The 15,032-nt window shown below is 61.3% G+C and carries 11 protein-coding genes; 8 read left to right on the forward strand and 3 right to left on the reverse strand.

From position 1 onward, the window contains the following. Positions 1-42 precede the first annotated feature (42 nt). Together lysS and prfB are read right to left on the reverse strand one after the other, a co-directional pair. Positions 43-1,551 (reverse strand): lysine--tRNA ligase, encoded by a 1,509-nt coding sequence (gene lysS / locus L1071_RS15390; RefSeq protein ID WP_246976702.1) that lies wholly within the window; start codon positions 1,549-1,551, stop codon positions 43-45. Between the two features lie 159 nt (positions 1,552-1,710). Then, a protein-coding gene (gene prfB / locus L1071_RS15395; RefSeq protein ID WP_246976704.1) for a peptide chain release factor 2 occupies positions 1,711-2,809 on the reverse strand; the annotation gives its coding sequence in 2 pieces (ribosomal slippage) (positions 1,711-2,733 and positions 2,735-2,809; 1,098 coding nt in all). Positions 2,810-3,074: 265 nt separating this feature from the next. On the opposite strand from prfB, the gene L1071_RS15400 reads away from it, so the two are divergent. From L1071_RS15400 to thpD, 5 genes are all read left to right on the forward strand, one after another. After that, the gene (locus tag L1071_RS15400; RefSeq protein WP_246976707.1) at positions 3,075-4,661 is read left to right on the forward strand and encodes a peptide ABC transporter substrate-binding protein; all 1,587 of its coding nucleotides are present in this window, start codon (positions 3,075-3,077) and stop codon (positions 4,659-4,661) included. Positions 4,662-4,899: 238 nt separating this feature from the next. Then, positions 4,900-5,826 (forward strand): oligopeptide ABC transporter permease OppB, encoded by a 927-nt coding sequence (gene oppB, locus L1071_RS15405; protein ID WP_246976710.1) that lies wholly within the window; start codon positions 4,900-4,902, stop codon positions 5,824-5,826. Positions 5,827-5,842: 16 nt separating this feature from the next. Beyond that, on the forward strand, positions 5,843-6,772 hold the full coding sequence (locus L1071_RS15410; protein WP_246976713.1) for an ABC transporter permease subunit: 930 nt from the start codon (positions 5,843-5,845) through the stop codon (positions 6,770-6,772). Between the two features lie 7 nt (positions 6,773-6,779). Continuing rightward, positions 6,780-8,378 (forward strand): ABC transporter ATP-binding protein, encoded by a 1,599-nt coding sequence (locus L1071_RS15415; RefSeq protein WP_246976715.1) that lies wholly within the window; start codon positions 6,780-6,782, stop codon positions 8,376-8,378. Positions 8,379-8,610: 232 nt separating this feature from the next. Beyond that, positions 8,611-9,516, forward strand: coding sequence for an ectoine hydroxylase (gene thpD, locus L1071_RS15420; protein WP_246976718.1), 906 nt, complete (start codon positions 8,611-8,613; stop codon positions 9,514-9,516). A 136-nt stretch (positions 9,517-9,652) separates the two neighbouring features. Here thpD and L1071_RS15425 read toward each other — a convergent pair whose 3' ends face one another. Then, complete coding sequence (locus tag L1071_RS15425) at positions 9,653-10,993, reverse strand: OmpP1/FadL family transporter (RefSeq protein WP_246976721.1); 1,341 nt, start codon at positions 10,991-10,993, stop codon at positions 9,653-9,655. Between the two features lie 314 nt (positions 10,994-11,307). Between L1071_RS15425 and L1071_RS15430 the strand changes: the two genes are divergently transcribed. From L1071_RS15430 to L1071_RS15440, 3 genes are all read left to right on the forward strand, one after another. Then, complete coding sequence (locus L1071_RS15430; protein WP_246976724.1) at positions 11,308-11,745, forward strand: MerR family transcriptional regulator; 438 nt, start codon at positions 11,308-11,310, stop codon at positions 11,743-11,745. Between the two features lie 23 nt (positions 11,746-11,768). Continuing rightward, the gene (locus L1071_RS15435) at positions 11,769-14,324 is read left to right on the forward strand and encodes a heavy metal translocating P-type ATPase (RefSeq protein WP_246976728.1); all 2,556 of its coding nucleotides are present in this window, start codon (positions 11,769-11,771) and stop codon (positions 14,322-14,324) included. A gap of 133 nt (positions 14,325-14,457) precedes the next feature. Next, positions 14,458-14,877, forward strand: a complete 420-nt coding sequence (locus tag L1071_RS15440; protein ID WP_246976732.1) for a VOC family protein — start codon at positions 14,458-14,460, stop codon at positions 14,875-14,877. The last annotated feature ends 155 nt before the right edge of the window (positions 14,878-15,032 follow it).

Raw genomic sequence — 15,032 nt, forward strand, 5'->3', positions numbered from 1 at the left:
AGCACGCAGGTGACGCACCATGATCAAAACTAGCCAAGCGCTTCACTCGGCGGTAGGGCGCATCGCCGGGAACAACAACACGTCACGAATCGACGGGCTATCGGTCAGCAGCATGACTAGGCGGTCGATACCGATGCCCTCACCCGCCGTCGGCGGCAGGCCGTACTCCAGCGCGCGGACGTAATCAGCATCGTAGTACATCGCCTCCAGATCGCCGGCGTCCTTCTCGGCCGCCTGCTCGGCGAAGCGCTCGGCCTGGTCTTCGGCATCGTTGAGCTCGGAGAAGCCGTTGGCAAGCTCACGGCCACCGACGAAGAATTCGAAGCGGTCGGTGACGTGAGGATTGGTATCGTTGCGCCGCGCCAATGGGCTGACCTCGGCCGGATATTCGGTGATGAACGTCGGCTGATCGAGCTTTTCCTCGGCGACGTGCTCAAAAATTTCGGTCTGCAGCTTGCCCAGACCCCAGTTCGGCTTGACCGGGATCTTCAGACGCTCACAGGTCGCCTGAGCACCTTCGAAGGTATCAATGTCGCCTTCGCCGATACCCTCGCCGTATTCCAGGATCGACTGACGCAGGGTAAGTCGCCGGAACGGCTCGCCGAGTGCGTAGCTCGCGCCCTGGTACTCGACCGTCGTCGTGCCCAGCACGTCGTGGGCGACGTCGCGGATCATCGCCTCGGTCAGATCGAGCAGGTCACGATAATCGGCATAGGCCCAGTAGAACTCGAGCATGGTGAACTCGGGGTTATGCCGCGTCGACAGCCCCTCGTTACGGAAGTTGCGGTTGATCTCGAATACCCGCTCGAAGCCGCCGACTACTAGCCGCTTGAGATACAACTCCGGCGCCACGCGCAAATACATGTCGATATCCAGCGCGTTGTGATGCGTGACGAACGGCCGTGCCGTGGCGCCGCCGGGAATCTGCTGCAGCATCGGCGTTTCGACTTCCATGAAGCCGCGCTCGACCAGGAAGTTCCGTATGCCGGCGATCACCCGCGAACGCACCTCGAAGACGCGCCGCGACTCGGGATTCATGATCAAATCGACGTAGCGCTGGCGATAGCGCGCCTCGGTGTCGGTCAGGCCGTGAAACTTGTCCGGCAGGGGACGCAGGCTCTTGGTCAGCAAGCGCGCCTCGCCCATCATCACGTACAGATCGCCCTTGCCAGATTTATGCACCGGCCCGCGCGCCGCGACGATATCGCCGATATCCCAGCTCTTGACGTCTTCCAGCACCTCGGCGGGCAAACCTTTCTTGTCGACATACAGCTGAATCTGATCGGACACGTCCTGAATGACGATGAACGGCCCACGCTGGCGCATGATGCGCCCGGCGACCGACGCCTGACGGCCGAGCGTTTCCAGCTCGGCCTTGTCCTTATCGCCCAGCTCGGCCTGCAATTCGGCGGCGAGGCTGTCGCGACGAAAATCATTGGGAAAGGCGCTATCGCCCTCTTCTGCCGCTTGGGCGCGGCGTGCCGCCAACTTGGCACGGCGTTCCGCGATCAGATGATTCTCGTCGTGTTGAGAGGAGTCTTGGTTGGCCATGTCGTTACCTGTAAAGAATAAAAGAAAGCTGGAAGCTAGAGGCTAGAAGCCAAGATCAAACCATCACTTCACAATCACTCAACGGCTTTTGAAGTTTGACTTTTGATCTTGCTTCCCTCTTACAGCTTCCAGGCACGAAGTGCCGCTCTTCAGGCTTTCTTAAAGCCCTTGTTTCAGGCTCGCCTCGATAAACTGATCCAGGTCGCCGTCGAGGACTTTCTCGCAGTTGCTGGACTGCACACCGGTGCGCAAGTCCTTGATGCGCTGGTCATCGAGCACATAGGAGCGGATCTGGCTGCCCCAACCGATATCCGACTTATTGTCCTCGGCTTCCTGCTTGGCGGCGTTGCGCTTATCCATTTCTATCTCCCACAACTTCGCCCTGAGCTGCTTCATGGCGAAATCGCGGTTGGCATGCTGGCTGCGCTGACCCTGGCAGGCCACCACGATCCCCGTGGGTTCGTGGGTGATACGCACCGCCGAGTCGGTGGTGTTGACGTGCTGGCCACCCGCGCCGCTGGAGCGGTAGGTATCGACGCGCAGATCGGATGGATTGACCTCGATCTCGAAGTTGTCGTCGATCTCCGGCGACAGGAACACCGAGGCGAACGAGGTATGCCGGCGCCCACCCGAGTCGAACGGGCTCTTGCGCACCAGGCGATGCACGCCGGTCTCGGTGCGCATCCAGCCGAAGGCGTAATCGCCCTGAATGTGCAAGGTCGCCGACTTGATGCCCGCCACATCGCCGCTGGACAACTCGATGATATCGGTCTTGAAGCCGTGATGTTCGCACCAGCGCAAGTACATGCGCAGCAATATGTTGGCCCAGTCCTGCGCCTCGGTGCCGCCGGACCCGGCCTGGATATCGAGATAGGCGTTGTTGGCGTCCATCTCACCGGAAAACATACGCCGGAACTCGAGCTTGGTGAGCTGTGACTCGAGCTTTTCGAGTTCGCTTCTCACTTCATCGACGGTGGCGTCATCTTCCTCCATCACCGCCAGCTCAAGCAGTTCCTGGTGATCCGTCAGGCCCCGTTCCAGCGCGTCGAAGGTTTCGACGACCGCCTCCAGAGTGGCGCGCTCCTTGCCCAGCTTCTGCGCGTAGTCCGGATCGCTCCACACATCCGGGCTTTCCAGCTCGCGGGTGACTTCCTCTAGCCGTTCTTTCTTTGCGGCATAGTCAAAGATACCCCCTCAGGACGTCTGTCCGTTCGGACAGGTCCTTGATGAGGTGGTTGATCGGGTTGATCTCTTGCATGGGAATCCTTTGCAGGTGCGCTGATTCGCACCGCAGCGGCGTGCTTGCCGGCACACGGTGAAGAAAAGAGACACATTGTAGCCAATGCACGCGCGAGCGGCTATCCCATGCCGCGCTACGCGGCATGGGATAGCGCTCTATCGAATATGTGAAAAAGCATATACGAAATTTGCAATAGACACGTTTCACCAGACGGGGAGAAGGTAATCCAACAGATGTGGTGCCTTTCACGGCATCCGACACAACAACAAGCGGAATAGACAATATGCTTCGACACTCGCATACCCTACTCGGCGCCATGGCGCTGTCATCCTTGGCCCTGGCAACATCAGCCCAGGCAGATACCCTCAACATCGGCGTAATGGGCGAGCTGGCGTCCTTCGACACCTCGCAGGTGTCCGGCGGCGTCTGGGAATCCCAGGTGTTGATGGATGTCTACGAAGGCCTGCTCAAGAAAAACCCCGAGGGCGAGGCCATCCCCGGCATGGCCACCGATTGGGAGATTTCCGAGGACGGCAAGACCTACACCTTTCACCTGCGCGACGAGGCCACGTGGTCCGATGGCGAACCGGTCACCGCAGAGGATTTCGTCTTCGGCTGGCAACATCTGCTCGACCCGGCCAGCGCCTCGAAATACGCCTACCTGCTCTACCCGATCAAGAACGCAAAGGCTGTCAGCACTGGCGACAAGCCGCTCGATGCCCTGGGCGTGGAATCACTCGACGATGGCAAGACCCTCAAGGTGACTCTCAACTCGCCGACCCCTTTCTTTCTACAGCTACTGACCCACTACACTGCCTATCCCCTGCCCAAGCACGCCGTCGACGAATACGGCAAGCAGTGGGTCAAGATGGACAACATCGTCACCAACGGCGCCTTCGAGCCGGCGGAATGGATCTCGCAGTCGCGTATCACCGTCAAGAAAAACCCCGAATACTACGATGCCGACGAGGTCAGCCTCGACAGCGTGAATTACTTCAATACCGAAGATCGCAACGCTGCCATCTCGCGTTTCCGCGCGGGTGAGCTGGATATCATCCGCGATTATCCCTCGAGCCGTTACCAGTGGCTCGAAGAAAACCTGCCGAAGGCCACCCACCTGAGCCCGATGCTGGGGTCCTACTACTACGTGCTCAATACTCGCGACGGTCGACCGACCGCCGACAAACGTGTCCGGGAAGCATTGAACCTGGTGGCGCGCCGAAAGGTGCTCTCCGAGCAGATCATGGCCGGCAGCTTCAAGGATGCCTACTCCCTGGTCCCGCCGGGCACCAGCCATTACGACGTCCAGCAAATGGACGGCGTCGATGGCGACTATGCCAAACGTCTGGCCAAGGCCAAGCAGCTAATCGAGGAGGCCGGGTACGGCCCCGACCATCCGCTGCAACTGAAACTGCGCTACAACACCTCCGACGAGCACAAGAAGATCGCCATTGCCCTGGCAGCGATGTGGAAACCGCTGGGTGTCGAGGTCGAAATGACCAACGCCGAAGCCACCGTCCACTACCAGACCATCCAGGAAGGTGACTTCGACGTCGCTCGCGCCGGCTGGATCGCCGACTACAACGATGCCGAAAACTTCCTGACTTTGCTGCGCAGCGGCGTCGGCAACAACTACGGCGGGTATGACAATGCCGAGTACGACAAGCTGCTCGACCAGGCCGCCAGCACCCTGAATCTCGACAAGCGCGAGGCGCTCCTCGAGAAGGCCGAGAACGTCGCCCTCGACGACTACGCCCTGGTGCCATTGCTCTACTACGTGACACGCAACCTGGTAAACCCCGAGATCAGCGGTTGGCAGGATAACGCCGAGGATGACCACCCCTCACGCTGGGTGAAGTTCTCTGAGTAAGGACACCTTTGCACAACCTACAAGTGAAAGGTGGCCGCCGAGAGCGAACCGAAGCGAGGGTCATTCGTCATGGCCGGAAAACAGTTCCCGACTTTTCCGGCATTTCCGCCATCCATGGCGGTCAGACAACGAATGTAGTGCCCAAGGATGGGTTCACAGCGCCCTCCCACAGGCTTGCTATCGGACCAGTCCATCCCTGTGATACCGCCCCGTCTGCAGACGATGTACGGAATGCCCCATGCTGACCTATACCCTGAAGCGCCTGCTGATGGCGATTCCCACTCTGCTGATCGTGATCACGATCTCATTTTTCCTGATGCGTGTCGCGCCGGGTGGGCCGTTCGACGGCGAGCGCCAATTACCCCCGGAAATCGAGGCCAACCTCGAAGCGGCCTATCACCTCGATGAGCCATTGCCCCAGCAATACCTGCGATACATGGGTAATTTGCTGCAGGGGGATTTCGGGCCGTCGTTCAAGTACAAGGATTTCTCGGTCACCGAGCTGATTGCTCAAGGCTTTCCGGTGAGTCTCGAGATCGGCGGCTTGGCCATTCTTCTCGCACTCTTGATCGGCCTCCCGCTGGGGATCATCGCGGCCCTGCGGCGCAACACGATGATCGATTACACGGTCATGGGCACGGCATTGGCAGGTATCGCAGTGCCCAACTTCGTGATCGCGCCGATACTGGCGCTGGTATTCGGCGTCCTGCTTGCCTGGCTCCCCGCCGGTGGCTGGAACGGCGGTGCATGGCCCAATCTGGTGTTGCCGGTGATCGCCTTGTCGATACAGCAGATCGCCTACATCGCACGCATGATGCGCGCCAGCATGATCGAGGTGCTGGGCAGCCACTACATTCGCACGGCGCGCGCCAAAGGGCTTTCCGAGCGCCAGGTGATCTGGCGCCACGCCATCCGCCCGGCGCTGCTCCCCGTGACGTCCTACCTGGGGCCGGCGATCGCCGGGATCATCACCGGCTCGGTGGTAATCGAGCAGATCTTCGGCATTCCCGGCATCGGTCGCTACTTCGTGCAGGCCGCGCTCAACCGCGACTACACCCTGGTGATGGGCACGGTGGTGTTCTACGGCGCACTGATCGTGCTGATGAACCTGCTCGTCGACCTGCTCTATTCCGCACTCGATCCACAAATCCGTTATGACGACTGACCGGCAAGGAATGACCATGACGACGGACACAACACCCTACAGCGGGCACAACCTGCCGCCCGGCAGTCCCAACCCGCCGGCCGAACCCGACCCCGTGGCGGGCGAAAGCCTCGGACAAGATGCCTGGCGACGGCTCAAGCAGAACAAAGCGGCGATGGTCAGCCTGATCTTGCTGATTCTCATCAGCGCGGTATGTGTGATCGGCCCCTACCTACTCCCCTGGGGACTCGCCGAAGTCGACTGGAACGCCTTCAACGCCGCACCGAGCTTCGAAAGCGGCCACTTCCTGGGTACCGACGCCAACGGTCGCGACCTGCTGACCCGCACGCTCTATGGCGGCCGCGTATCGCTCTCGGTAGCCTTGGTGGCCACCTTCGTCAGCCTGGTGATCGGGGTGCTCTACGGCGCCATTTCCGGCTATGTCGGCGGGCGTGTGGATAGCCTCATGATGCGCTTCGTCGACATCATGTACTCGCTGCCGTTCATGTTCCTAGTGATCCTGTTGATGGTGGTGTTCGGGCGCAACATCTTCCTGATCTACGCCGCCATCGGCGCGGTCGAATGGCTCGACATGGCGCGCATCGTGCGCGGCCAGACACTGGCGCTCAAACAGCGCGAGTTCATCGAAGCCGCTCACGCACTGGGGGTCCGCGACCGCAAAATCGTCACCCGCCACCTGATCCCCAACGCCATCGGCCCAGTAATCATCTACGTCACGTTGACCGTGCCCAAGGTCATCCTGCTCGAGAGTTTTCTGTCTTTTCTCGGTCTCGGCGTGCAGGAGCCGCTGACCAGCTGGGGCGTATTGATCTCCGAAGGCACCGACATGATGCAGAGCGCACCGTGGCTGTTGCTGGTGCCGTCGCTATTTCTCGCCGTGACGCTGTTCTGTCTCAACTTCCTGGGCGATGGGCTGCGCGATGCCCTGGATCCGAAAACACGCTGAGGTGACCGTGGCTGACAATCTGCTTGAAATCGACAACTTGAGCGTTGACTTCCAACTGCCCAACGGCATCGTCTCGGCGGTCAAGGAAGTGAGCTTTTCCATCCAGCCTGGCGAGACGCTGGCGCTGGTCGGCGAGTCCGGCTCCGGCAAGTCGGTGTCCTCGACCGCCGCGATGCGGTTGTTGCCCGAGTTGGCGCAAACGTCCGGCGCCATTCGCTTCAAGGGCGAAGACCTGCTGAGCGTCACGCCCAAACGCATGCGCCGCATCCGTGGTAACGCCATTTCGATGATTTTCCAAGAGCCGATGACCTCGCTCAACCCCTTGCAGCGCATCGGTCGGCAGATCGCCGAGGTGCTGGAAAAGCACCTCGGCCTCAATGGGCGCCAAGCGCGCCCCAAGGTCATCGAATTGCTCGAGCAAGTGGGCATTCCCGAACCTTCTCGGCGTATCGATAGCTATCCCTACGAGCTCTCCGGCGGCCAACGCCAGCGGGTGATGATCGCCATGGCGCTGGCCTGTGAGCCCGAGCTGTTGATCGCCGACGAGCCGACCACCGCGCTCGACGTCACTGTGCAGGCGCAGATCCTGGCGCTGCTCAAGGACCTGCAGGCGCGCTACGGCATGGCGATACTGTTCATCACCCACGATCTGGGGATCGTGCGCCACTTCGCCGACCGGGTGTGCGTGATGCGCCACGGCGAACTCGTCGAATCCGGCACCACCGGCGAAGTGTTCGGCAATCCCCGACACGCTTACACACGCATGCTAATCGATGCCGACCCGCGTGGTCGCAAGCCCCCCGTCGACGCGACGATGCCGATGCTGCTGGAAGCGAAGGACCTGCGTGTGCGCTTCGCGCTCAAGAAGCGCTTGTTCCGCGCCAGCGAGTACTTCGAGGCGGTACGCGGCATCAACCTGAGCATTCGTCGCGGACAGACCGTGGGCATCGTCGGTGAGTCCGGTTCGGGCAAGTCGACGCTGGGTCGGGCGTTGCTGCGGCTGCTCAAGAGTCGCGGCGAGATTCGCTTCGACGGCAGCGATATCGCCACCCTCGATACCAGCAGCATGCGCCCGCTGCGTTCACGCATGCAGGTAGTCTTCCAGGACCCCTTCGGCTCGCTATCGCCGCGTATGACCGTCGGCGAGGTCATCAGCGAAGGCCTGCGTGTGCATCACCCCGAGCTTAACCGCCGTCAGCGCGAGGCACGGGTGATCGAGACGCTCGGGGAAGTCGCGCTCGACCCGGCGATGCGCAACCGCTACCCACACGAGTTCTCCGGCGGTCAGCGTCAGCGTATCGCCATCGCCCGGGCACTGGTACTCAAACCGAAATTCCTGCTGCTCGACGAACCCACCTCGGCGCTCGACCGCTCGGTTCAGGTCACGGTGATCGACCTGCTGCGCGATCTGCAGCAAAAGCATGACCTGACCTACCTGTTCATCAGCCACGACCTCTCGGTGGTACGCGCCTTGGCCGACACTGTAGTGGTGATGAAGGAGGGTCAGGTCGTCGAGCAGGGCACCACCGAGGATATCTTCGCCAACCCGCGCGAACGTTACACCCAGGAATTGATGAGAGCCGCCTTCGCCAACGACGCCGCTTGACCCCGACCTCGTAAAGTCCGCTGCCAACATCTTGCGCTTGCAGCGGCGGCAATGAATGGGCGCCCCTTAACACACGCTAAATACAAGCTCAGGATTGGGGCGTAGCCTCGGTACGGTAGCCAGGAAGGCTACTACCGTATACGACTGTGTTGTCGGCGTTAATCTCTCCGACTACGTTTACAGGGGGGATGGCAACAACACCGTTCCCAGCAGACTAATGGAGGAGTTTGCAATGAAAGAGACTCAAGATCTATTCCCGACGCGCCTGGAACGCAAACTGGGGATGTTCGAGCGCATCGACCCGGTAGTGCATAGCGAGGGCAAGCAACGCAAGGGGCCGCTCAGCGAAGCCGAGCTCGACGAATTCGAACGCAAGGGCTTCCTTTCCTTCGAGGGCTTCTTCAACGAAGACGAGATGGCCGCGTTCCTGGATGAGTTGGCCGACTACGAGAACGACGATGACCTCAAACTCTCGGAAGGCACCATCCTCGAGCCCAGCAAGCAGGAAATTCGTTCGATCTTCGGCATTCATGAGGTATCCGAGCGCTTCAGCCGCCTGACCCGCGACCCGCGCCTGCTGGCGATGGTTCAACAGATCCTCGGCGGCGATGCCTATATCCACCAGTCGCGGATCAACTACAAGCCCGGCTTCAAAGGCAAGGGCTTCGACTGGCATTCCGATTTCGAGACCTGGCACAGCGAGGACGGCATGCCCCGCATGCGCTCGGTGAGCTGTTCGATCATCCTCACCGAAAACGGTGAATTCAACGGTCCGCTAATGTTAGTGCCCGGCTCGCACAACTACTTCGTTCCCTGCGTGGGCCGCACGCCGGAGAACAACTATAAAGAGTCGCTGAAGAGCCAGGAAATCGGCGTACCGGACGATGCTAGCCTGCGCGAATTGATGCTCAAGGGCGATATCGAGGCGCCCAAGGGGCCTGTCGGTTCGCTAGTGATGTTCGAGTGCAACACTATGCATGGCTCGAACATCAACATGTCGTGCTGGCCACGCAGCAACCTGTTCTTCGTCTACAACAGTGTCGAGAACACGCTGCACGACCCATACTGCGGCAACCGCCCGCGGCCAGAGTTCCTGGCCAACCGCAAGGACTGGAGCGCCCTGAAGCCTCTCAAGTAAGGGGTTCAAAGAAAGGCCGAGCGTCACCTTTATCACTGACATTGCCTTAGGCTGGCCCCTCGGCCTGAAATAACGCACCCCGGCAAATGCCGGGGTGCGTTGTTATATAACTCACTTGGGCGCTGCCACTCTCGACTCAAAAACGATAATCCATCGAGAGCGCAAAGACGTTGGCATCGACTTCATAGGTTCCGGAAAGGTCACCGCGGCGGGCATTCTCGGGTTTGGTGCCGGATTGATCGATGTCGCCATCATCACCGAAGACGTGCATATACCCCGCCGTCACGCCAAACTCCGACGTCGGCATCCAGGTCGCACCAAGAGTCGCCCAACGGCGGTCGGCATCCGGCACGCGCGGCGTACGATGCTCGCTGTCCGGCACCGGCGATTCGTCGACTCCCAGGCCAGCGCGCAACAACCACTGCTGGTTGAGCTGATAGTTGGCCCCGACCGAGAAGGCCCAGGTATCGTCCCAGTTTTCGGTCGTGGTGCTCAATTCGCGGCCACCAGACTCGACGGTTAGCTCCTTGAAGCTGCTCCACTCCGTCCATTCGGCATTGGCCATCAAGGCGAGCCGATCGGTCAATTGGTGGTAGATACCGAGGTTGAGGTTGGCCGGTGTGGTCAAATCCGCTTTGCCGCCAGCGTCCTGCAGACCCGAGACTGCCAGAACCTGCTGGCCGACTGGATCGCCGGAGCTATAGTCGACATCACCGTCCAACGTCAGCTCGACCTCCGAGCGGTAGCTGATGCCCAGGCGGGTACGTTCGGTCGCCTGAAAAAGCGCACCCAGCGTGTAGCCATATCCCCAGTCATCGCCGGTCACTTCGGCCATACCATCGGCATTACCAATCGCCGAAGGCGGCAACTGGCCCGCACGAACTCCCTGCCCCCCCAGATCGATGGCATTAGACAGAGTAGCGTCAGCATACTGAGCACGCAGACCCACCGCCAAGTTGAGACGATCGGTGGCGCGGTAGTTCAGCGTCGGCTGGATATCGATGGTCTCGAGCTCGGTTTCAACGGCGTGATAGCGGCCGATCCACTCCTTGTCATACTTCGTCGAGAGGCCATACGGCGCGGAGATCGCAAGCCCCAAGTCGAACCGTTCATTCAAGCGCGTCTTGAAGGCGAAGCTGGGCACCCAGGCTTCCTCGCCGCCTTCGCGCGAGCCACCACGATCATAGCTCAAGGGTGACCCGGCTGGGCTCGCCGACGCATCGGTCAATTTGAAGTTAGCATCGATATAGGAAATACCGCCCGCTACTTGGGTGCCCTCGACATTACCGATAGCCGCTGGGTTGAAGGTCATGTAGCTGACATCCTCGGCGCCAGCCGCAGCACCTGCCATGGCATTACCCAGAACCTTGGCACTCTGTTCACGAACCTGGAATCCCGAGGCTGCCGCATGGCCAGACGCCATTACGGCGGATGCCAGGGTCACGGCAAGCGTGAGCTTGTTGATCTTGTTATGCATGAAAACGTCCTCTTCTGCGGAGACGTGGAGGCGAAAATCGTCTTAGAATTTTTACCCTTGCCCGAGTAATGGCGTGCCTCTTCGTTTTGGCTGATGGCCGTTTGCAAGTCAAGAGCAAACGTTTGTTTTAATCTTGAAACCGCTCATCCTTTAGTCTTATTAGTCGTCTCTCACCTAGCCTCTCTCCGGGGAGTAGCCTCATTTATTCATGCATTTCAGTCTCTTGCCTGGAGAGCACAGGAAGAGTCCAGGATCACCTTGACCTTTGTGTTACCCAAAGGTTCTAAACTTCCCATACTACTCAGGAGGGCGCCATGAAAGTCAGCGATCTGGCCCGAGCCACCGACGTCACCGGCGAAACGGTGCGCCATTACACGCGCGAGGGGCTATTGCATCCGCAGCGCGATCCCGACAACGGCTATCAGCTCTACGATGCCGACGACCTCAATCGCCTGCGTTTCATACAGCGCGCACGCACGCTGGGGTTCAGTCTTCGCGAGGTGCGCGAGATTCTTGAGCACGCCGACCACGGCGACTCCCCGTGCCCCATGGTGCGCGACCTGCTGGCCGAACGCTTGCCGGAGATTCAGGCGCGCATCCGCGAGTTGCAGGCCCTGGCAACGCGCATGGAACACGCCTTGTCCTCCTGGCGAGACATGCCGGATGGCACGCCCGACGGCCATAGCCTGTGTCGGCTGATCGAGAGCTTGCCCATGGAAGGTGACGACGATTTCTCACGCCAGTCGCCATGAGCGCAGCCAACGGAGAACGCAAGATGAGCACAACGGCTCCCCATTCATTCAGCGTACCCGGCATGAACTGCCAGGGTTGCGTCAAACGCATGCGCGAGGCGATTCGAGCTGAAGACGCCCAGGCCGAAGTCACCGGCGAGCCCGATGAAAAGCGTCTCGACGTCGAGTCATCTCTGGACGCGGCGCGTCTGAGCGCATTGCTCGAGCAAGCCGGCTATCCACCGGAAACGTCCCCATCGGAAACGACGACCAGTACCGCTGACGACAGCGCATCAGCGACGGCCTCGAGCGGCGACCGGCCAGACGCCGAGACAACGCCCGACGGAGCGCCGGTACGTCTATCGCTTTCGGGCATGACCTGCGCCGGCTGCGTCAACACCATCACCCAAGCTCTGAATGCCACGCCCGGCGTGCGCTCGGCCAGCGTCAACTTCGGCTCGCATACCGCCGAGGTCGTCGGCGACACAAGCGCCCAGCAACTGGTCGAAGCCGTCGAGGCGGTCGGTTACGGCGCCGAGCCCATCGAGGATCTCGGCCAGGCGGCACGCACTCGCGAACAAAACGAGGCGCGCGAATACCGTCAACGACTTCGCGACACCGCACTGGGACTCATCCCCGGGGCGCTGCTGATGGGCAGCATGCTGTTCCACCATCCGCAGTTGAGCGGACCGGAACGCTGGGGCTGGCTGCTGATCGGTGTGGTCACGCTGGGCATCATGGCCACGGCAGGGCGTCGCTTCTTCGTCAATGTCTGGAAAACCTTCCGTCATCATCAGGCCAACATGGATACCCTGATCGCCGTCGGCACCGGCACCGCCTGGCTCTATTCGATGACGGTGGTACTGATCCCCGAGGCGATTCCAGTCGCCGCGCGCGGTCTCTATTTTGAAGCCTCGGTAATGATCATCGGTCTGATCAGCCTCGGCAATGCCATGGAGCTGCGCGCCCGAGGGCGCACCTCACGGGCGCTCAATCGCCTGCTCGACCTGCAGGCACCCACCGCTCGAGTGATTCGCGACGGCGACGAGCGCGACGTGCCGCTCGACGACGTCGCCGTCGATGACCGCATTCGCGTGCGGCCCGGCGAGCGCCTGGCCGTAGATGGCCGCGTCGAGGAAGGCGACAGTCATGTCGACGAATCGATGTTGACCGGCGAGCCTCAGCCCGTCGCCAAGCATTCCGGCGACGAGGTCAGTGCGGGCACGGTCAATGGTCGTGGCACGCTGGTCTATATCGCCACCCGTATCGGCGCCGACAGCCGCCTGGGGCGCATCGTCGAGCAAGTGGCCAGCGCCCAGAACTCGCGCCCGCCCATCGGTGTCCTGGCCGACCGGATTTCTGCCATCTTCGTCCCCAGCGTATTGATCATCGCCGTCCTCACGGCCTTGGTCTGGTTCAACTTCGGCCCCGCGCCGCAATTGGTCCACATGCTGGTTACCGCCACCACTGTGCTGATCATCGCCTGCCCATGCGCCCTGGGGCTGGCGACACCGATGTCGACCATGATTGGCGTCGGCAAGGCCGCCGAGCACGGCATCCTGGTACGCGACGGCGATGCGCTGCAGACCGCCAGCAAACTGACAACCTTGGTCGTCGACAAGACCGGCACCCTGACCGAGGGGCGCCCGCGCGTGACCGCCGCCCAGTGGGCCACCGAGGATACCCACACCGCATTGAGCTGGGTGGCGGCCCTCGAACGTGGCTCCGAGCATCCCCTCGCCGAGGCACTCGGTGACTACGCCGAACAGCAGGGTGCCACGCAGGCCGCGCTTCCCGAGCTACGCGAGTTTCAAGCGCTCAGCGGACGTGGTGTCACCGCCGTCACCGACACCGGCCAGTCGTTGCGCCTGGGCAACGCCGCTCTGATGCGCGAGGGCGATGTCGAACTGGGCCAGGCCCAGGCCTGGGGCGCCGAACTCGAAGACAAGGCACAGACACCGCTCTATCTGGCCGCCGACGGACAGGTATTGGGCGTCTTCGGCATCAGCGACCCGCTACGTGAGGACAGCCGCGACGCCGTGGCACGCTTGCAGGCCGACGGCATCGAGGTGGTCATGCTGACCGGCGATAACGCGCATACCGCCCAAGCTGTGGCGAAGGCGCTGGGTATCGCGCGCGTCGAGGCCGAACTTTTGCCGGAGGAAAAGCGCGAGATCGTCGCGCAGTTGCAACGCGACGGGCATCTCGTCGGCATGACCGGCGACGGCATCAACGACGCCCCGGCCCTGGCGCAGGCCAACGTGGGCTTTGCCATCGGTCAAGGCACCGACGTCGCGATCGAATCGGCCGGCATCACGCTGATGCGCAACTCGCTTCACGGCGTGGCCGATGCCATCGAGATCAGCCGCGCCACGTTGCGCAACATCAAACAGAACCTGTGGGGCGCCTTCGGCTACAACGGCCTGGGGATTCCCATCGCCGCCGGGGTGTTCTATCCGCTGACGGGGATGTTGCTCTCACCCATCGTCGCCGCCGTGGCCATGTCGCTGTCCTCGGTCACCGTGGTCAGCAACGCCAACCGCTTGAGGCTGTTCAAATCCACTGCACACAGTGCCAAAACGTCTGAGGAGGCCGCATGACGTTCCTCGTCAACCTGATCGGGCTGGCATTGATCGCCGGCATCGTCTGGTGGTTCTGGCTATCGCCACGTTGAGATCATTGCCGTGTGATGGCTATGCTGGGGGCATTGCGTCGCGGTAAACGGGGAGTGATATGCCACGCATCCAAGGTGTTCTCGAAACCGCCCTCTACGTCACCGACATGGCCCGTGCCCGGGCCTTCTTCGAGAACGTGATGGAGCTGACGGCCTTCACTGCCGATCATCGCTTCACCGCGTACGAGGCCGGGCCGGGCAGCGTGTTGCTGCTATTTCAACAAGGCAGCACCCAGGAAACCGTGAACCTGCCGCACGGCATGGGCACCATACCGCCCCACGACGGCACCGGGCGCGTGCATCTGGCGCTGGCCATCGCCCGCGATGCATTGCATGACTGGGAGGCCCAGCTCGCCGCGCACGACGTGCCCATCGAAGGCCGCACGCACTGGCCGAAAGGCGGTGAAAGCCTCTACTTTCGCGACCCGGACGGCCATTTGCTGGAACTGGCCACGCCCGGCGTCTGGCCGAATTACTGAGAGGGAAGACGTCAGTACGACGCTACGCGTCTTGAAGAAGGAAGAACGCCGCTACGCGGCTGGAAGAAACCCCAGGGAAACAGAATCGTTCTCGGCTTCTAGCTTCTAGCTTCTAGCTTCTAGCTTCTAGCTTCTAGCTTCTAGCTTCTAGCTTC

This window comes from Chromohalobacter sarecensis (genome assembly GCF_023061135.1).
In the GTDB taxonomy this organism is placed as follows: domain Bacteria; phylum Pseudomonadota; class Gammaproteobacteria; order Pseudomonadales; family Halomonadaceae; genus Chromohalobacter; species Chromohalobacter sarecensis.

What these genes read in the sequence shown, in the direction of transcription:
- lysS (WP_246976702.1), bottom strand. Translation starts at nt 1,551, where the DNA reads ATGGCCAACCAAGACTCCTCTCAACACGACGAGAATCATCTGATCGCG.
- L1071_RS15400 (WP_246976707.1), top strand. Translation starts at nt 3,075, where the DNA reads ATGCTTCGACACTCGCATACCCTACTCGGCGCCATGGCGCTGTCATCC.
- oppB (WP_246976710.1), top strand. Translation starts at nt 4,900, where the DNA reads ATGCTGACCTATACCCTGAAGCGCCTGCTGATGGCGATTCCCACTCTG.
- L1071_RS15410 (WP_246976713.1), top strand. Translation starts at nt 5,843, where the DNA reads ATGACGACGGACACAACACCCTACAGCGGGCACAACCTGCCGCCCGGC.
- thpD (WP_246976718.1), top strand. Translation starts at nt 8,611, where the DNA reads ATGAAAGAGACTCAAGATCTATTCCCGACGCGCCTGGAACGCAAACTG.
- L1071_RS15425 (WP_246976721.1), bottom strand. Translation starts at nt 10,993, where the DNA reads ATGCATAACAAGATCAACAAGCTCACGCTTGCCGTGACCCTGGCATCC.
- L1071_RS15430 (WP_246976724.1), top strand. Translation starts at nt 11,308, where the DNA reads ATGAAAGTCAGCGATCTGGCCCGAGCCACCGACGTCACCGGCGAAACG.
- L1071_RS15435 (WP_246976728.1), top strand. Translation starts at nt 11,769, where the DNA reads ATGAGCACAACGGCTCCCCATTCATTCAGCGTACCCGGCATGAACTGC.
- L1071_RS15440 (WP_246976732.1), top strand. Translation starts at nt 14,458, where the DNA reads ATGCCACGCATCCAAGGTGTTCTCGAAACCGCCCTCTACGTCACCGAC.